This window comes from Bryocella elongata (assembly GCF_900108185.1).
Classification (GTDB): Bacteria; Acidobacteriota; Terriglobia; order Terriglobales; family Acidobacteriaceae; genus Granulicella; species Granulicella elongata.
Genome location: NZ_FNVA01000004.1, coordinates 60,603 through 79,235, shown reverse-complemented (window position 1 = coordinate 79,235; position 18,633 = coordinate 60,603). Strand labels below are relative to the sequence as shown.

At 61.1% G+C, this 18,633-nt stretch carries 11 protein-coding genes, 1 tRNA gene and 1 riboswitch; of the genes, 4 read left to right on the top strand and 8 right to left on the bottom strand.

All coding sequences use genetic code 11. From position 1 onward, the window contains the following. The first annotated feature begins 20 nt into the window (after nucleotides 1-20). On the top strand, nucleotides 21-1,112 hold the full coding sequence (locus C4S68_RS12250) for a sensor histidine kinase (RefSeq protein WP_103933382.1): 1,092 nt from the start codon (nucleotides 21-23) through the stop codon (nucleotides 1,110-1,112). Continuing rightward, nucleotides 1,109-1,882: a LytR/AlgR family response regulator transcription factor gene (locus tag C4S68_RS12245; protein WP_103933381.1), complete on the top strand. Its 774-nt coding sequence runs from the start codon at nucleotides 1,109-1,111 to the stop codon at nucleotides 1,880-1,882. Before C4S68_RS12250 ends, C4S68_RS12245 begins: the two co-directional genes overlap by 4 nt. Nucleotides 1,883-2,011: 129 nt before the next feature. On the opposite strand, the gene C4S68_RS12240 is transcribed toward C4S68_RS12245, so the two are convergent. The 5 genes from C4S68_RS12240 to C4S68_RS12220 all read right to left on the bottom strand — a co-directional run bounded on the left by C4S68_RS12240 (nucleotide 2,012) and on the right by C4S68_RS12220 (nucleotide 9,330). Continuing rightward, nucleotides 2,012-3,118 (bottom strand): branched-chain amino acid aminotransferase, encoded by a 1,107-nt coding sequence (locus C4S68_RS12240; RefSeq protein WP_200821539.1) that lies wholly within the window; start codon nucleotides 3,116-3,118, stop codon nucleotides 2,012-2,014. Between the two features lie 238 nt (nucleotides 3,119-3,356). Beyond that, nucleotides 3,357-4,286, bottom strand: a complete 930-nt coding sequence (locus tag C4S68_RS12235; protein ID WP_103933379.1) for a hypothetical protein — start codon at nucleotides 4,284-4,286, stop codon at nucleotides 3,357-3,359. 193 nt (nucleotides 4,287-4,479) lie between these two features. Continuing rightward, entirely contained in the window at nucleotides 4,480-6,987 is a 2,508-nt protein-coding gene (locus tag C4S68_RS12230; RefSeq protein WP_103933378.1) for a TonB-dependent receptor, read from the bottom strand. Nucleotides 6,988-7,019: 32 nt separating this feature from the next. Next, a riboswitch (cobalamin riboswitch) is annotated at nucleotides 7,020-7,230 on the bottom strand. 120 nt (nucleotides 7,231-7,350) lie between these two features. Next, a complete protein-coding gene (locus C4S68_RS12225) occupies nucleotides 7,351-8,316 on the bottom strand; it encodes a quinone oxidoreductase family protein (protein WP_103933377.1) in 966 nt (321 codons plus the stop codon). A 36-nt stretch (nucleotides 8,317-8,352) separates the two neighbouring features. Further along, complete coding sequence (locus C4S68_RS12220; RefSeq protein ID WP_103933376.1) at nucleotides 8,353-9,330, bottom strand: glycosyltransferase family 2 protein; 978 nt, start codon at nucleotides 9,328-9,330, stop codon at nucleotides 8,353-8,355. Between the two features lie 243 nt (nucleotides 9,331-9,573). On the opposite strand from C4S68_RS12220, the gene C4S68_RS12215 reads away from it, so the two are divergent. Both C4S68_RS12215 and C4S68_RS12210 read left to right on the top strand, forming a co-directional pair. Then, on the top strand, nucleotides 9,574-10,038 hold the full coding sequence (locus C4S68_RS12215; protein ID WP_103933375.1) for a hypothetical protein: 465 nt from the start codon (nucleotides 9,574-9,576) through the stop codon (nucleotides 10,036-10,038). A 211-nt stretch (nucleotides 10,039-10,249) separates the two neighbouring features. Then, nucleotides 10,250-10,326 (top strand) — tRNA-Arg (locus C4S68_RS12210). A 219-nt stretch (nucleotides 10,327-10,545) separates the two neighbouring features. Here C4S68_RS12210 and C4S68_RS12205 read toward each other — a convergent pair. The 3 genes from C4S68_RS12205 to C4S68_RS12190 all read right to left on the bottom strand — a co-directional run bounded on the left by C4S68_RS12205 (nucleotide 10,546) and on the right by C4S68_RS12190 (nucleotide 18,624). Then, nucleotides 10,546-13,176: a glycoside hydrolase family 2 protein gene (locus C4S68_RS12205; RefSeq protein WP_103933374.1), complete on the bottom strand. Its 2,631-nt coding sequence runs from the start codon at nucleotides 13,174-13,176 to the stop codon at nucleotides 10,546-10,548. Between the two features lie 61 nt (nucleotides 13,177-13,237). Continuing rightward, nucleotides 13,238-14,782: a sialate O-acetylesterase gene (locus C4S68_RS12200; protein ID WP_146072132.1), complete on the bottom strand. Its 1,545-nt coding sequence runs from the start codon at nucleotides 14,780-14,782 to the stop codon at nucleotides 13,238-13,240. Nucleotides 14,783-15,441: 659 nt separating this feature from the next. Then, a complete protein-coding gene (locus C4S68_RS12190) occupies nucleotides 15,442-18,624 on the bottom strand; it encodes an efflux RND transporter permease subunit (protein WP_103933371.1) in 3,183 nt (1,060 codons plus the stop codon). Between the last annotated feature and the right edge of the window lie 9 nt (nucleotides 18,625-18,633).

Genomic DNA, 18,633 nt, shown 5'->3' with positions numbered 1-18,633 from the left:
GCTTGAGGCATCATCATCCTGTGGAGAAAGAGCGAGTCTCGTTCTGGAGATCCTTCGGCGTCGCGGTCGTCTGCTTCACCGCGATCGGGATCTTTCAGGGTTGGGGCATGTTCAGCGGCGACCGTGACGACCGCAACTACCTTCCCTACGCCCACTACTTCGTCTGGTCCGGCGCGGAAGCCTACGCCTGGGCCATCGTTACGCCCTTCATCTTCCTCTTCTCCCGCCGCTTCCCCTTCCACCTCGACCGCTGGTTCCGCCGCCTGCTGCAGTACATGCTGCTCACGCTCGCGGTCACCTTCGTGCAACCGCTGTTGAAGAGCGTCGGCTGGCTGTACAAGCCCGATCAGCATCAGACCTTCGCCGACACCTACTCGCACCTGCGCGAGAAGGAGTTCATCGGCAACATTCAGCTCTGCATCTTCCTCTACGCCCTCGCCGCCTATCAGAACCATCGCCGCGAGCTTCTCTGGCGCGACCGTTGGCGCGAACGCCGCGAAGCCGAGCTCGAGGCCCGCGTCGTCACCGCGGAGCTGCACCTGCTGCGCACGCAGCTGCAGCCGCACTTCCTCTTCAACACCCTGCAAGCCGCGATCGTTCTCGTGCAGGAAGACCCCATCGCCGCCGAGGACGTCCTCCACCGCCTCAGCGAACTTCTCCGCGTCGTCCTCGACGACATGCGCAGCATGCAGGTCCCGCTCGAGCAGGAGATCACCTTCCTCGAGCACTACGTCGAGATCCAGAAGCAACGCTTCCGCGACCGCCTCACCATCCGCTTCAACATCGCTCCTGGCACGCGCTCCATCCCCGTACCCAGCCTGCTCCTGCAGCCCCTCGTCGAAAACGCCATCCACCACGGCATCGGCCGGCACAAGGGCAGCGACACCGTCGAGATCTTCGCGCAGCGCGTCGGTACAACCCTTCTGCTCCAGGTGAAGAACTTCGCCAGTTCGCTCAACGAGGGTGAAACTTCCGGCCACGGCGTCGGTCTCAGCAACACACGAGCCCGCCTCGAACAGATGTACGGCGACCGCGCCTCGCTCAATCTCATGCCGCTGAGCCCCACCGGCGTCTGCACCACCGTCATCCTCCCCGTGGAGATTCCTGCTTGATCCGCGCTCTCATCGTCGATGACGAACCGCTCGCCCGCCGCGCTCTCGTCCGCATGCTCCAGGAGCATAACGACGTCCTCGTCTTGGCCGAAGCCGGCGATGGCGACTCCGCAATCGAAGAGATCGAACGCTCCCATCCGGATCTTGTCTTCCTCGACATCCGCATGCCCGGCCAGGATGGCCTCGGCATCGCCCGCCAACTCTTCCGCAAATATCGCGGGGCGCTCATCTTCGTCACCGCTCACGACAGCCACGCGCTTCAGGCCTTCGACCTCAATGCGCTCGACTACCTGCTGAAGCCTTTCACCCGTGAACGCCTCGCCCAGGCCCTCGCTCGCGTCCGCGACCGCGCCGCGCAACCGGTCTCAGCCGAATCGCTGGAGCGCCTGCTGACCACCCTCCGCGAGCAGCATAGCCAGCCGCGATACCTGGAGCGCATCCCCGCCAACCGCAATGGGCGCATCCACCTCATCTCCGTGGCCTCCATCGACCGCATCGACGCCATGGGCAACTACGCGCAGATTCACGCGCGCGGAGAACGCCACGAGATTCGCGAGACCCTGCAATCGCTCGAGAAGAAGCTCGATCCCGCCTGCTTCGTCCGCGTACATCGCTCGACCATCGTGAACATGGACTTCGTCCGCGAGATCCAGACCTGGTTCCGTGGTGGACACCAGCTCCTCATGAAGGATGGAGCCCTCGTGCGCCTCAGCCGCTACCAGACCGACGCGGTCGAACGGCTCACCGGAAGACGCCGCTCCAGCGGCTGAACCCGAGCCACAGGCGATATCGTGACGCATTGGAATTGACCCAGCACGGTCTGCTACAAAGAAAGGCAAACGACGCAGGCCCCGGAGATCTCCGGGCCTGTGTCGTTGCTACTGCAGAAAATGAGCGGATTAACCGACTGGCTGCAGAATCTCGATCTTGTGCAGCCACTCGTGGGTGTCAGCCTCGACGCCGCGCTGGATGTTGACCAGCCGGTGATACAGCGTCTCCGTGACCGGGCCTGCGGCTCCGTTCCCGATGGTGAACTCGCCCGCAGCGTCGCGCACCACGCCGATCGGCACGATGACCGCGGCGGTTCCGCAAGCGAACGCCTCCGTCAGCACACCGCTCGCGGCGTCGAGCTTCCACTGCTCATACGAGTACGGAGTCTCCTGTACGGTTAGGCCCTGCTCCGCAGCCAGCTTCAAGATCGAATCGCGCGTAATTCCTTCGAGGATCGTTCCCGAAAGCGGTGGCGTCATCAGCTTCCCGTCCTTCGTCACGAAGAAGACATTCATTCCGCCGAGCTCTTCGATCCAGCGACGCTCCACGGCATCCAGGAACACGACCTGGTCGCAGCCATGGTCGTACGCCTGGGCCTGCGCGAGAAGTCCAGCCGCATAGTTGCCGCCACACTTTGCCGCACCCGTCCCGCCGCTCGCCGCGCGGATGTAGTCCTTCGATACCCACACCGTGATCGGCTTCTGCCCACCGGAGAAGTATGGCCCTACCGGCGACGCCAGTACGCAGAACGTGAACTCACGCGAAGGACGCACCCCGAGGAACGCCTCGGTCGCAAACAGGAAGGGCCGCAGATAAAGGCTTGCGCCCTCCGAGGTCGGAATCCACTCGTGGTCCAGGCGAACCAGCTCTTCGATCGCTTCGATGAAGAGTTCTGTGGGCAGTACAGGCATCGCAAGCCGCTCGGCCGAGCGCCCGAACCGCTTCGCATTCGCCTCCGGACGGAACAGCACGACACCGCCGTTCTGCGTCTGGTAGGCCTTCATGCCCTCAAAGATCTCCTGCCCGTAGTGGAGAACCGCAGCGGCAGGATCGATTTGAAACGGACGGCGCGGGCCGACAAGTCCATCGTGCCAGCCCTTGTCCGACGTCCACTTCAGGGTCGCCATGTGGTCGGAAAATACCGCGCCAAATCCCGGGTGCTCAAGGAGTCTTGCCCGATCCGCGTCGGACACAGGATGTTCGGTAGGAGTGATAACGAAGCTTTTTTCTGACATCTTCAATTCCGTTCCAATCAGGAGATCACTGCTGCATACGTCACTCTTCAATCCTAGACTCCAAAGTGTCCGGTTGAATGGTATTTGGGCCCCCAGGAATGACAAGAATGTTCCATTTGGGCCGGATATTGGCCACAAAGACGGTTTCCGGCGCTGAGGCGCGAAACCCTGCGGCTCAAGTGAATGAGGCCCGTATCTCTGCGGGCCTCATTCCACTCCTGGCGTTCGAGAGGAAGCTCTACTCGGTCATACCGGGATGCACAGACTCAGGTGCATGCACCTTGACGCCCTGCTGCGAGGTCTTCACCTTCAGCCGGTCCATGGTATTGGGCTTGCGATTTCCCGTGGCCGCCATGAAGGTGACGAGATAGCTCTCCTTCATCGCGCGGCTGAATTGATCCAGATACGGGCTGATGCTTACCGGCGGGATTGAACCGTTGTTGAAGACCATGCCGCCTGTGGCGTCGCCCACCTGCGAGAGGTAGCCCTGACCGCTCAGGCTGCCGCGTCCGCCACGGAAGCCCGCATCCGGGTAGTAGATCGAGTAGACCGCGACACCGGCGCGCGCGGCGTCGTTCTGCGCGGTCTCGACGTACGGGCTGTCTTGATTCATCAGCGTCGGCGCACCGTTGTAGGGATCAACGCCGTTGGTGATCATCAGGACAAACCGAGCGGACCGGTTGCTCGCCGGCCAGTTTTTCACAAAGTCCGACAGGCAGAAGTAGGGGCTCGCGCTGAGGCCCGGAATCGCGATCGAAGCGTGCAGGCTGCTCATCAGGCGCTCGCGATCCGTGGTGAAACCGACCGGTGAGACCACGCGACCGTTCTCCATGTACCCGATCAGTACCTCGGTTGTGGGCGGAAGGCCGTTGACGAACTGCTGGATGTCGCGGATCTGCAGGTTGAAGGACGACCGCAGCCCACCGTCAATGAGGATGGCAACCTGTGCACGATCTGCTGTGACCGGTTCAACACCGGTGACCTGCGCATTATGTCCGTTAACCTGCACCTGCAACGACTGCGGATCGAGCGGCACGTTGGACTTCGATTCGGCATAGACGATGGCGGTCGTCGAGGCGGGGCCTTCTACCGGCATCCCCTGCGCGCAAACGGAAGCAGCAGCGATGCCCAGGAGGCCGAGTGGAACGAGGGCGAATGGCTTGAACATGATCTGGTCCTTCTTTCCACGAACTTCTCTCTGTAGGTTAGACGGGTGCTGGCATCCGCAGGTGGCACGAAGTTTCCGGACAACGCATTGTAGCCAGGCACGCATACAAACGGCCCTCGAACAGATGTTGTCGCTGAACAGCTGCGCAACATTTGTTCGAGGGCCGCGTTTAAGCCGCTACTTTTCCAGACGCTTATTTGTCGCCACCGAGCCTCAGCTTGAGGCCAGCGCGTGCCGTCAGCGGCAACCCCGGAAAGCCGATGGGGCCAATGTGTTGGTCGTTGAGCAGGTTATTCACCTGCGCGAAGACCGTCACACCGTACTTCCACGCATAAGTCGCCCCCAGGTCGAGCTTCACATAGCCGAAGTCCAGGTTGCGGTTGGGAAGCAGCAGCGAGTTACCACCGTAGAGATCGGAGTAGTCGAGGAACGTGGAGTCGTCGCTGCGGCTCGCCATTGCGCCGAGCAGTTGCAGTCCGAGGTGCTTGTACGTGTATTGTGCATCGAAGTAGCCGGTGTTCGGTGCGCGGCGGAAGGGCCTTGCGCCGACCAACGGGCTCTCCGCGCCGATGGCGATCGTCGGGTAGCTGGGATTGGTGGTTGGGGAGCCGCTGTTGGCATCCACTGCATCCGAAGCGAACGATTGCAGCACGCGGGCGTCGAGGAAGGTATAGCCACCACGAAGCAGGAAGCGCGGCTTCGGCTGCCACACCAGTTCCAGCTCCGCGCCCTGTGCACGATAGGCCAACGAGTTGAGATAGGCCGAGTACAAGCTCGTGTTGTAGATGAACGGATAGTTGAAGTACTGCACCAGCGCCGAGCTGGTCACGGCCTCCAGCTGGCGATCGAAGACGTTGTGGAAGTAGCCCGCCTTCAGCACCAGTTTCTCGCCGAAGATGTTCTGGTCCACGCCCACGTCATACGTGCGGGAACGCTCTGCCGACTGCTTGCCGATGTGATACGCCGCGATGTCTGCAGCGTCTCCCATTGCCAGCAGCTGCGAGTACAAGCTGTTGTACTCGAGCGCCAGCGATGGCTCCTGCACACCGGTCGCGGCATTGGCGCGCAGCTTCGTACCGTGGAAGGCCTTCAGCGATGGCCGTACCGGCACATACGACAGGCCAAGCCGCGGCGTTCCTGCGATGCCGTAGAGGTGGTTCTTCTCGACCGCACCCCCGAGAGAGTAGAACAACCGGTTCTTGAACTCACCCTGGAACTGCAGGTTGTACTCGAAGTTGGTGCGTTTGACCTTCTCGTTCTCGAAGAACTCTGCGTCGTTGAAGCTGCCACGCTCCTTGTCGTAACGGAAGCCAAAGAGCGCAATCAGGTGCGGCGAGAACGAGTAGTCGCTCTGGTAGTAGAGCTGGTCACGGTTGGAGTCCTGGTCGCTGTTTGAACCGTAGATGCTGGTCTGTCCGGTTGCCGTGTAGCCGTTTGCCCCGCGGATCGTAACGACGTTGCCGAAGTACTCGGTGTAGTTGTAGGTACAGTTGGTGCCGCAGGAGTAGGTATACGTTACGGGCGTGCCGACGTTGCCGTACTGGTATGCCTGCTCCCGCTTGCGAGCGATGCCATAACGCACCAGGTTGTGCCACTTGTCGTGGTAGCGATTCTCGAGCGTCACGCCGCCGTAGAGGTCCTGATCTTCCTGCTTGGCATGATTCGTTATGCCGATGAAGTCATGCGCGCCCGGCAGTCCTGTCGCGGAGTCCGAGTTACGAAGCGTCACCCGCAGCGTGGTGTTGCCGTTGAAGTCATAGCCAAGGTTCACGGCCGAAGTGGCATCGTGATAGCGGTCGTTGGGAAGCGCGTTGGAGCTGTCGAGTCGCGAGAAAGCTCCGAAGTAGTCGAACCGGCTGAGCGTGCCGCTGGCGTTCACCTCGTTGCGGTACTCATGCAGCGAACCGGCATCGCCGGAATAATTCAGCACCGGCTTGACCGTGGATCCACGCGGGGTCTCGATGGTGACGACGCCAGCTCCAGCATCGGTTCCGTACATCGCGGAGTTCGGGCCACGGTCGATCTCCATGCGGCCCACAGCGGTCGAGCTGACCGTGCCGTAGTCGAAGATGCCGCCGATGTCGTCGGCCGGGATGCCATCGATGAGTACCAGGTTCGCCGTGGAGTTGCCTCCGCGCAGGAACAGCGACGTCACTCCGCCGGTCTGGCCCGTCTGCACCACAAACGCGCCGGGAGACTGGCGCACGAGGTCGCTGACGCCGAGCTGATCGGCGAAAAGATCGCCGGGAATTACGGTGACCGGAGCGGTGAGCTGCGGCAGTGGTGTGGGAATGCCGGTCGCCGACACTGATACATCCTGGCGTACGGTGTTGAGTGCAAGCACAACCGGCTGCTCGAGCACATCGGTGGCGCCGCCATAGAAGTCGGGGCTCACATAGGGAAGATACGGAGCGCCGGAGCCAAGCAGCGTGAAGCGGCCGCCGTTCGAGTAGCGAATCTCGTAGGAGCCGTCTGTACCCGCATAGGCGAAGGCCACAGACTTGCCATTCTCAATCAGCTGAACGCGAGCACCCGAGAGCGGAGCGCCGAGGGCATCGGTCACGCGGCCCCGCACCACCACGGCATGCGCGGACGCAAAGCCCAGCAACGAGAGCGCCGTGATCGCAGCGGTGCGGAAGGATTGTCGCGAGGGAAAGAAGGTTGCAGCCGCGCGCTGGCGGCCCGAAACGAAGGAATTCATGGAATCTCCTCACCTCCCCAACGGAGGCGTGGCAGGCTGTACGCAGACGAACCGGTCTCCTGACTGGCGCGATTTACGAGCTGAACCTTGTACGAAGCCGTCCCTTCCCGATGCACAGAGGCGATCAGTGGGGGCTTCGGTCCAACCTCACCTGCGATACGGCCACAGGTATGCGCTTCACAGTTGCGGGGCAGTGGCGGAGTTTCACCGCGCTTCCCGAACATTCGCGGGCGGGTAGCAGTGGATTGAGTCACGATGCGCAATAGCGCCATCGCGAAGGAAGGGTGAACCCTTAGTGTACGAGAGGCAGCGCGCGAACGAAATCTGCGCTGTGCGATCCCCGCTACCGACCAAGGATCACTCCTAGGGCAGCAGGAGAACCTTGCCCGTCGTCTTGCGCCCTGCGAGATCGATGTGTGCCTGCGGAGCCTCTGCCAACGGATAGCGATGTCCGATGCGGACGTTGAGCTTGCCTTCGGCGACCCAGCGGAAGAGATCGCTCGCACGTCGTTCCAGATCGGCGTGCGTAGCGACGTAGTCCTTCACGGTAGGCCGCGTGAGATACAGCGAGCCACTCATGAGGCGGATCGGATCCATCGCAGGCACAGCGCCGCTCGAAGCTCCATAGAGGACCATCACCCCTCGCGGACGAAGGCACTTTAGCGAGTCCTCGAACGTGGTCTTGCCTACCGAGTCGTACACCACCGGCAGGCCCTTGCCTTCGGTGATCTCCAGCACACGATCGGCGAAGCTCTCGGTCACGTAGTTAGTGACGAAGTCCGCTCCCGCCCCGCGAGAGAGCTCAGCCTTCTCCTCGGTGGAGACGGTGGTGATCACCTTCGCGCCGAGCAACTTCGCCATCTGCGTCAACAGCAACCCCACCCCGCCGGCGCCGGCGTGCACCAGCACCGTGTCCCCAGGCTGGATCGCATACGTGTCGTGCGAAAGGTAGTGCGCGGTAAGGCCCTGCGTCAGCAGCGCCGCAGCGGTATCGAGATCGATGCCTTCGGGAACCTTCACGCACTCGGAAGCGGAAGCGCAGGCCAGCTCCGCATACGCTCCCCGCCCTCCATCCCACACGACACGATCGCCCACCGCAAAACCTGCTACGCCTTCACCCACTGCCTCTACTGTGCCCGAAGCTTCCCGCCCGGGAGTAAATGGCAGTGGCGAGGGATACCGGCCCTCGCGTAGATAGACGTCGATGAAGTTGACCCCGGCAGCGTGGACCTTCACCAGCAGTTGCCCTGCGGCAGGCCTTGGATCGGGAAGCTCGAGAAGCTGGAGGACCTCAGGTCCACCGGTGTGCGAAATCAGAATGGCGTACATCGCGGTCTCGTCTCTTAGAAAGGATTGCGGAAAGGCTTAGCGACTCATGCTCTCTTCACTGGGCTTCAGCCGGACGACGCGATCGACCACGTAGGGAGTGCGTGCAGAATCCGTGAAGTAGTGGCGCACCTGCAGCTCGCCTAACAGGCCAAAGCCGATCATCTGCAGTCCGCCAAGCATGAGTACAGCGGCGATCACGAACCAGGGGCCATGCTCCCCCGCCACATCATGCCGGCTCAACAGCTTGTGGATGAGCAGCCACATCGCAATCCCGGTCCCCGAGACCACGCCTAGCGAGCCGAGGCCGCCGAAGAAATGGAGCGGACGGGTCATGTACTTCAGCAGGAACCGGATCGTGAGCAGATCGAACATCACGCGGAAGGTCCGCGAGATGCCGTAGTGGCTCTTGCCGGATTCACGCGCCGGGTTCGAGATCGGAATCTCGCAGATCGACGCGCCATACCAGCTCGCCAGTGCGGGGATAAAGCGATGCATCTCCCCATACAGCGGCACGTTGCGGATGACATCGCGGCGATACGCCTTGAAGGTCGTTCCGAAGTCGTGAATATCCACACCAGAGAGCCTGGCCATCAACCAGTTCGCGATCGACGAAGGAATGCGACGCATCACCACGTTATCTGCCCGCTGCGCCCGCCAGCCACTGACGACGTCGTAGCCCTCTTCGAGCTTTGCCAGGAAGGCGGGGATCTCGGCGGGATCATGCTGGAGGTCGCCATCCATCGCGAGAATGGCATCTCCCGAAGCGTGGTCGAAGCCCGCGGCAAGCGCCGAGGTCTGACCGAAGTTGCGGCGCAGTTTAATCAGCAGCACACGCGAATCGACCGCAGCGATCTCCTCCAGGAGCCGGTAGGTGCGATCCCGCGAGCCGTCATCGACGAAGACCATCTCGAAGCTGCTATCGACCTGTTCCATCACGTCCTTGACGCGGTCGTAGAGCTTCGTGACGTTCTCTTCCTCGTTGTGAAAAGGGACGACGATAGAGTACTTCGGCACGTCTTCGATGATACGCCCGGACGCTCCGTTCGGAGTTGCGCACGCGCCCGCACCAAGACCCTCCGACCTCGGAGGCACCCTCCAGCCCTTGACCCTTTGGATACCGCAGCGCTCGATTGATCTCCATTCGGCCCCGACGCGAGTCATCATAACGAGTAAGTTTGGCCGAAGAAGAGCCCGGCCCGAAGTACAGTGCGGGTCTTCCCTTTGGCAGTCCCGCAGGGAGCAAGGAGTGGGGTCTCAATGAATCGTGTGGTGATACTGGTCGTTGTGGTCTGCCTTGGCTTTGTCGCGTTCTGGGCTATCAAGGAGCACCAGTCCGGCTCGACGCTCGGAAATGGCACCGTCACGAGCCGTGATGGTTCCGCCGTAGGCGGCGAGGCCCCGCAAGGCACCGGCGGCGGACGAGTGAGCAATCAACCGCCCGAAAGCTCGAAGGCGCAGGTCGCCCAAAGCAGCAGCTCCGAGCCTGTCATCCTTCCCGCGACCTCTCCGACGAACGCCACACTGCAGCCGGCAGCCGACACCGTAGCTCCGAACCCTCCCAATGGCCTCGCTTTTGGCGGCACAGGCCGCTACCAGTGGTATCGGCAGGACAATCTCACCTGGCGTGTGGACACCCAGGACGGCGCCGCCTGCATTGCATTCGCAACTATGGAGGAGTGGAAGAAGCCGCTCGTCTACAGCCACGGTTGCGGCAACGCGTGAGTTTGGCACGCACCTAAAGTCTGGAACGCACCAGGGGTTTAGAACGCACCAAGAACAACGACAGATTTCTCCGGTCCTTTCGCACTCCCGCTTCCTAGGCGGGAGTTCTTTTTTGCGATGTGGCGGGAGGCAGGTACACTGACCAAGGTGGGACGCTGGCTGTTGCGGATCGTTGATTCCTGCGGCGCGCGTCTCGTCCGCCATTCCTAATGGCCCGGTAGCTCAGTTGCATAGAGCAGCGCACTCCTAACGCGAAGGTCGCAGGTTGGACTCCTGCCCGGGCCACCACTCCAAACACCCTTCAACGGTGAGAGATTGCCGTCGCGCTTGGGGATCCTGGCCTTGATGCTGCCGCGTCCAGCGTCCAGCTGTCACGCATGCCCATGAGGGGTACCGGAACGTTCACGGTAACCCGTTCCACCTTTGGCGACCGATGAACCGGGGCCTGCGAGTATCAGCGCAAGCGTTGCGAAGATGGCGAGAGTCCCGGCTTCCCAAGCGCAAGGCTCAAAGGCTCAGCCGCTGCGGCATCTTCGTTGATAAGCCCTTGCTGAACTCCACCGCCTGCGAGGTCACGCGAACCGTCGCCGGTTGCAATCCTTTGCGGCTCGCTGTCACGGTAATCTCCCCTGGAATCCGCCCTGCGCGCACCGACACACGATTGATGCCGTCCTCCGTGTTGAGATACAGGTTGTTCGTCGAATCGACCTTGCCGCTGTTGTAACCGCCGCGCCATGTTGCAGGCCCCACGCAGGCGAAATCGACGCGGTCGTCGTCGGTCGGCACACGTTCGCCTCTAGCATCCACGACTTCCACATCGATCAGCACCACGTCCTCACCATCCGCCTGCAGACCCTCAGGGCCGAGGATGGGCGTCAACTTGATCCGCGCAGCAGCTCCGGCTGTTGTCAGCGTTTGTTCGGCGACGGGCTTGCCGTTCAGCGTCCCCACTGCCTTCAGCATCCCGGGCGCAAACGCTACGGCCGCAAACGAATACACATACCCGTTCTCCGGTGTCTTGTTCACGCCAAGCGACTTTCCATTGAGCAGCAACTCTACCTGGTCCACATGGTTGGCGATGACGTAGACCGTCTTCACCGTGGGCTTGCCATCCGGCTGCGCCAGAGGATAGCTCCAGTGCCCCAGCAGATGCAGATCTGGCGTCTCGCTCTGCATCACGCGATGCGCGAAGTAGATCCCCTTGGGCAGACGCACGGCATCGACCTTGCCGCTCACACGCGCCACTTCACTTGAGTCCTGCCGGCCATCTGCGTTCTCATCCGTAAAGTAGATGGAGGCATACCCTGCCCACTTCGCATGCGCAGGGTCGGTGTTGGAGATGCGATTCTCCCAATACTCCCAATAGCGCTTCACGCCCGCCAGGGCAAAGCTCTCGGACTCATACTGGTATGTATCGTCCGGCCCCTTCTTGAAGCCGTAGTAAGGCGGCGAGTACGGATCCCAGAAGCGTCGCGCGCCCTCATCGCGAAAATCTTCCGTCTCGATCAACGGGGCACGATCACGCCGGGCTGCGCTGTATCCGCGGAAGATCGCGTCCTGGCCGGCCAGCGCATCCGTCTTGGCGTCCTGCCCGATCATGACGCCGTAATACTCTGCCACCGGAGTAATGGCTGTATTTGCGGGATCATCGCCATTGCCGCGTGTCCCCATGACACGACCGCCCTCGGGGTCCCACTTCTTCCGCAGGTCCACCATCTGCTGCATGTGCTCTGCGGTGACGACGGTGTTGCCAGCTTCCCAGAACAGGATGCTCGGGTTATTGCGGTAGTAGATCATCGCGATCCGCATGACCTCGAGGCGCTGGTCCCACTGCCGTCCTATGGCATCGCGCTCCTTGTCGCCCGCAGGGCACACCTGCACGATTCCGTAGCGAGCCATCGCATCGGCGTCGACCTTCTGTGGCGCGACGTGCATCCACCGAATGTAGTTTCCATGGCATTCACGAATCATCTTCGCCGTAAAGTCGTGCATCCAGTCCGGATACGCTTGTCCAAGACCTGCCCATTCATCCGCTGAGCGCTGCGCAAAGCCCTTCAGATAGACAAACTCATCGTTGAGGTGCACGCCTCCCGTGCCAATGCCGCCTTTGAACTCCGCCTTGCGAAAGCCTGTGGTCGTGCGATCGCAATCGACGACCTTCCCCTCCACCTTCAGCACGGTGTAGACGTCGTAGAGATAGGGATCGCCGATGCTCCACCAGCGCGCGTTCTTCAGGCCGCCGCTCGCCTGCAGCGTGGTCTTCTCGCCGGCCACCATGTCGACTGGGTCGCCCTCGAACTGCGCTGTCACTTTGCCATTGGCTCCGACGATCACTACGGTGATGCCTACCGTCGCACGATCGCCGCTGCCGTTCCGCACCTGCGACTCCACCGTGATGTCCGCAGTCTTCTTCGCTATCGCAAAGTTGTCGGCGTGAATGTAGATGCCTTCGGTCTGCAGACCGTAGTACAGCGGGAGCGTCTGGTGGATCGGTCCCATCGCGTGGAGCCAGACGTGCCGGTTAATACCTCCAAAGTCCGGATTGAAGTCGTTGGCATTCCACTCGAACGCAGTATCGGTCGCGCGTTCGTGGTAGGTCGTGCGGTTGTCCACCTTCACAGCCAGGACGTTCTCTTCGCCAAGCTTCACGCCATCGGTAATGTCCAGGCCATACGCCGTAATACCGTTCTCATAGAGACCAATGGCCTTGCCGTTCAGGTAGATGTCACCCGCCTGCCGCATCCCCTCAAACTCCAGGTAGAGGTGCTTGCCCGCCATCGTCTGCGGCAAGACAAAGTGCTTGCGGTACCACCCGACTCCCTTGTACGTCCCCTTATCGCCTCCGCTGTGCGAGATAATCGTGCGATAGGAGTCCACATCGTTCCACGTATGTGGAGTGGTCACGGTCGTCCACTTCGCATCATCGAACGTCATCTCCTCCGCGCCGTCCACATCCTCGCGAAGAAACCTCCAGTCGATATTGAAGTTGAACATCTCACGTGGAGAAGCAGGCGGAGCATATCCCGCGGAATCTCCGGCCTCAAGCACGGGAGCTCCTGATCGCAGGATGATCGGAAGCCCGAGGGCCGCGACGGTGGAGTTCCTGATAAAGACTCGGCGGTTCAGTGTCTCTCGCATGCTGCCTCCTTGCTTCTGCTCAAATTCCCTGCCCTTGTGGCGGATTTCGTGCGAGCCTCGTTCATTTGCCCGTGAATTCCTTCGAGATGGTCGCCAGTGCATCCTGGGAATCGCTGCGAAATGGCGCTGCTGGCAATCCTGCACTGTTCACAAGGTTGGCGCCCTGCGGATAGTTATCCCACGCATAACGAACGGAGACGGGCGCTGGCACCTGATCGCTATGAACGGCGACGGTCTTGCCTCGCACCTTTGCCGTCGCGTCGACGTACTTCCCATCAGCACCCGCAACCTGGAACCATTCCAGGGGGCCACCCTTTCCGGTCAACCCCTCGGCATGCTTGAACGTGACGACGATCTCCGAGCCTCTCACCTTCATGCCGGTGTAGACCGGGCCGGAGAACTCGAGCTTTTTCCCATACACGTTCGCCAGAGCGATGCGGCTGAGGCGGTCTCCTACAGGTTCCTTGTCCTTCGGATGAACGTTAGTCGGATCTCCGACATCCAAAGTGACAGCCATGCCGGTATGGCGCAGAGACAGGAGTTTCGCCTGCCCCTCCCGCACCATCGGATTGTTGCTTGGGTTCTTGAGCGGCGGAAGCTGCACACAGTAGAACGGGAAGTCCCCTTCGCCCCACTCCGCACGCCAATCCTTCACCAGCGTCTCCATCACATGCGGGTAGAGTGCCACGCCAGCCTTACCGCCAACGATCGACTCGCCCTGATACCAGATCACACCGCGCATTGCAAAGGGAAGGATGGGATGCACCATGCCGTTGTAGAGGACCGTGGGTTGATGCTGATCCTGCACCGGGTCGCGTAGCGGCCCCGGCTTTCCAGGACGCGAGTTGATGGTCTGGGGCCCGGGTGGCGACTGGTCCGTCGTTGCATTCGGATGCGATTGATAAAAGCGATAGAGATCGTCGAAGCGACTGAGCATGGGCCTGAGCTGAGGATCGCCCGACATGACCGGTCGCGAGATCCAGGATTCCGCAGTGCTTGCTCCGAACGCGACAACGATCATGCCTACTGGCTCTTTGAGGGCCTGATTCAGGTCCCGTCCGAAGAGATAGGCCACCGCGGAAAAGGCAGCTGCGTTTTCCGGCGTTGCGATCTTCCACTCACCTTTGATCTCTGATTGCGGCTCATACGTCTTGTTCGTCACGGCCATGAAGATGCGCAGTTGCGGATAGTTTGCCGCAGCGATTTCTTTGTCCTCATCCAGCATGCCCGCGAAACTGGCCGCCTTCTTCGAGACCGTGAACGCCATATTCGACTGCCCAGACCCGATCCAGTCTTCCCCCACGAGGACGTCGTTCACGACGACGGTGTTCTTCCCCTGGATGGTCATCGTGAATGGGCCAGCGGGAGACATTTTGCCGAGTTTGATCATCCACTTTCCGTCGGGGCCGGTGATGGCGGACTGCGTGCGCTTCCCCAGAGTCACGACAACCCGCTCCCCGGGATCCGCAGTCCCCCACACCGGAACGGGCATCCCGCTCTGCAACACCGCATGATCGGTGAAGAGCTGATTGGGCTTCACCTCCGCAAAGGCGGCTGCCGCGAAAGACAGGATGAGGGCGGCGGTATACGGACGAATTCTCTTCATGGTGACCTTCCCCTTCGAGACGAAGCGGTTCACGACTGCCGGAGATCAGACATCCTGCCGCACGGATGGCGCTGAAATTCGATACAGAAACTATTTCCCTGCGGAAGAGACCCTATCGGAGACGCCGCATCGCCGTCAACAGCCCCGAGGCTGCGTCCGGAAGCCGCCGCCGGGACGCATGGGGGACCTCGCCGCAGAAATCCGGACGGGACGCGACTTTTCTCTTGCTGAAACAATTTCATTTGGGATACTCTCCCGGCGGTCAGATTGCTATAGGCGGGGGCCTGGGGGCTCAGCTCTATTGGTTCGACAACGCGGGCCGTAAGCTTGCGACCTGGCCCACGCATCCCCTTAGTGGCAATCCGAACTTTGTTCGCGGCGACTGATACGGCACAGGGAAACGGACGTTCTTCTGGTTCCGCTTCAAGCTGGAACCAGAGGGTGCGGCGACTCTGTTCTTCAAGCGTGAGGTCTATCACATGTTCGACTTCGATCACAACGGCGCGGAGCAGGTGATCACCCTCGACGGTAGCGTCCTGCGAGTCTATGGAAACGCGAACGTAGTTCCCCACCCGAGCATGCGAAATGCCGAGTATCGTCGGCTCATAGCGAACCATACGTACTATCAGGAAAAACCGGGCCCTCGGGTGAGGCACCCCTCATTGACCTGCATCAGAGGCCAGGCAGCGCCCACTATAGGCAAGATAGAAGCCCGCGGGAACGAGAAATACGGTCAAGGCCACCGATACAGTGAGACCTCCAATGAGTGCCTGCGCGAGCGGCGCGTAAGCCTCGGAGCCCTCGCCAAGTTTGAGCGCCATGGGCATGAGCCCGATCAGCGTCGCCAGCGAGGTCATAAGTATCGGCCGCAGACGGACCCTGCAGGATGTGGTGATGGCCTCCCGCACACTAAGGCCGCGATGCAATAGCGTATGCGCGAACTCGACGATGAGGATGGAGTTCGATAGCGCGATACCTGCCAACATCACAACGCCCATGAGTGACATCACATTGAGCGTCGTGTGCCAAAGCAGCAGCGCCAGCAGCGCCCCCAGGATCCCCGGTGGCAACGCCAACAGAATGATGAAGGGATCTTTGAACGAGCGGAACTGCGCGACGAGGATGAGATAGAGGAGGAGTACGGAGAGGGTGAGGCCGATGGCGAAGCTACGGAAGCTTGCATTCATTGACGCGACGGAGCCGGTGAGCACGACATCGATCCCGTGGGGCGGATGGCTGCCTTCGACGATGCGCCGAATTGCACTGGATATTCGGCCCAGGTCTTCGCTCTGCGGACGTACATAGATGTCCATCACGCGGCGAATCTGTGTGTGGTCCATCTCGGTGGGTGCGTTGAACTGCTGGATCGTTGCGACCATGTCAAGGCGCGTGGGCTGCGCGATGTGCTCGCCATGCAGCGGGATAGCCTTCAAATCCTCGAGCGACTTGACCTGACCTTCGGGATACATCACGGTGAGGAAGTAGTTGTTGCCCGACTTGGGATCGATCCAGATGGATGGCGCGATCATCTGATTCGACGTGAGCGCGGTGATGAGATTAGAGACGACTTCCTTTTCCGCGAGGCCCAATTCGGCAGCCCGCGTGCGGTCGATAGCGATGCGCAGGGAGGGGTAGTCGATGTCCTGCGGGATGTATACGTCGGCGACGCCGCGCACTCCGCGGATCTGTGCCGCGAGCTTTGACGCCAGTGCAAAGTCTGCATTGGTATCGTTGCCTTCCACACGCACATCGATCGGGGCCGGCGCCCCCATATTCAGCACGCCGTCCACCAACGAGCCCGAACTGTAGAAAGTCTGAAGTTCTGGAAGTTCGCGTGCAATCGCGGCCTTCACCTCATCGATGTACTGAAAGCTCGAGGAAACGTGTTCGGGTGAGAGAGCCACTTGAGTGAAGCCCGTGTGCATTGCGGCATTCGGTGAAAACAGCGCGGAGAAGCCTGGGTCCACGCCTATGTTTGTGACCGTCATGCCGAGGTCACGCGGGGGGACGATACGGCGAACGATCTGTTCCAGGTGCGCTGCTTCCTGCTCGGTCGCCTCGAGCTTCGTTCCCGAAGGCGCCTTGAAGCTCACGACAAACTGCCCTGCGTCCGTGCGCGGAAAGAAGGACAGACCGAGCAGCGGAAAGAGGCACATGCCCAGTACGAAGACAACACCGAAGATGCTCAGCGTGGCTTTGGGTGCCTGGAGCACGCGAGCCACAAGCGCGTCGTAGCGATGCAGCAGCTGGTCAAAGCTACGTGTGAAGGCAGCATTGAACCGCGACCACAGACCGGTGTGATGCTTCGCGGCCTCAGGATCTGCCGCGTACGCCTGCTCCATCTCGGCGTCCTCATGCACAACATCTCCGTGGGCGGACTTGATGAAACGGGCGCAGAACAGAGGAACAACGGTGAGCGCAACGAAATACGACGCGAACAGTGAGATGACCACTGCCAGCGCGAGTGCGGAAAACAGAAAGCGGCTCACGCCGAAGAGCATGGTGACGGGGAAGAAGACGACAACCGTCGTCAGCGTGCCTGCAAGCACCGGCAGTGCAACCTCCTTTCCTCCCTGTTCGGCCGCGATCACCGGATCTTCGCCCTCTTCGAGATGCCGGAAGATGTTTTCAAGCACGACAACGGAGTTGTCGATGAGTCGCGAGAGCGCCAGCGCCAGCCCACCCAGCACCATGGAATTGACCGACCCTCCGAGCAGTTTGAGCACGAGGAACGTTGTCAGCAATGACAGTGGGATCGAAAAAAACACGGCAATCGTTGCGCGCATGCTGCCGAGAAAGATCAGGATCATGAGACAGGTAAGGAACAGCCCGACGCCGCCCTCATGAAGGAGAGTTGTGATGGCGGTCTTGACGAAGCGCGACTGATCAAACACCACGCGCGTCTGCAACGATGCGGGCACATCGACGAGATGTGCGAGCTTTTCGCGTACGCCATTCACGATCGCGATGGTGTTGGAATCGGAGCCCTGTTTGAAGATGGGAAGGTACACGGCGCGCTGGCCGTCGACGCGCACGATGTTGTACTGCAGGCCAAAGCTGTCCTGCGGCGTGGCGACATCCCCCACACGAACCGGTGACTGGCCCACCATCTTCAATGGCACCTGCTCGATATCGCTCATCCCCTGCAGCATCGAATTTGTGTAGATGTTGTAGTCGTAGCGCCCGATCTGTACATCGCCCGCAGGCAGCACCACGTTGGCGTCATTCACCGAGCGCACGACATCCATCGGCGAAAGCTGGTTGGCCTCAAGCTTGTTGGGATCAGCGTAGAGCATAATCTGCCGCCAACGTCCGCCAAACGGTTGCGTCACGCTGGCGCCGGCTACACTTGCAAGCTGGTTGCGCACGAAGTTCTGGCCAACGTCCTTCAGCTTCGATTCGTTGAGTCCCGACCCCGAAAGCGGAACCAGCGCCACGGGAATGGAAGACGCGTCTTGCTTCAGCACGATCGGCGGATAGGTGCCTGGCGGCATGTCGCGGAGATCGCTCATCGCCAGCGACGAGATGGTGGCGGCATCGGCGTCCGCATCGGTCCCGCTGCGGAAGTACACCTTGATCAGCGAGACACCGGGCAGGGATCGCGACTCCATGTGGTCGATGCCGCCGGCAAGCGTGAACTGCCGCTCGAGGTGGTACGTGATATTGGTCTCGATCTGCTGCGGCGGCATGCCGGAGTAAAAGGTGGCCACCGCGACTACGGGCAGGTCCACGGGTGGAAACATGTCGACGGCCATGCCACCGACGCTCACACTACCCAGGATCATCACGACCAGGCAGAGGACGACGATCAGATACGGATTGCGGATCGAGAAGCCAGACATTCTTGTGCG

Excerpts from the sequence above, each read along its gene's own strand:
- C4S68_RS12240 (WP_200821539.1), bottom strand. The coding sequence starts at position 3,118 with ATGTCAGAAAAAAGCTTCGTTATCACTCCTACCGAACATCCTGTGTCC.
- C4S68_RS12235 (WP_103933379.1), bottom strand. The coding sequence starts at position 4,286 with ATGTTCAAGCCATTCGCCCTCGTTCCACTCGGCCTCCTGGGCATCGCT.
- C4S68_RS12230 (WP_103933378.1), bottom strand. The coding sequence starts at position 6,987 with ATGAATTCCTTCGTTTCGGGCCGCCAGCGCGCGGCTGCAACCTTCTTT.
- C4S68_RS12225 (WP_103933377.1), bottom strand. The coding sequence starts at position 8,316 with ATGTACGCCATTCTGATTTCGCACACCGGTGGACCTGAGGTCCTCCAG.
- C4S68_RS12215 (WP_103933375.1), top strand. The coding sequence starts at position 9,574 with ATGAATCGTGTGGTGATACTGGTCGTTGTGGTCTGCCTTGGCTTTGTC.
- C4S68_RS12205 (WP_103933374.1), bottom strand. The coding sequence starts at position 13,176 with ATGCGAGAGACACTGAACCGCCGAGTCTTTATCAGGAACTCCACCGTC.
- C4S68_RS12200 (WP_146072132.1), bottom strand. The coding sequence starts at position 14,782 with ATGAAGAGAATTCGTCCGTATACCGCCGCCCTCATCCTGTCTTTCGCG.
- C4S68_RS12190 (WP_103933371.1), bottom strand. The coding sequence starts at position 18,624 with ATGTCTGGCTTCTCGATCCGCAATCCGTATCTGATCGTCGTCCTCTGC.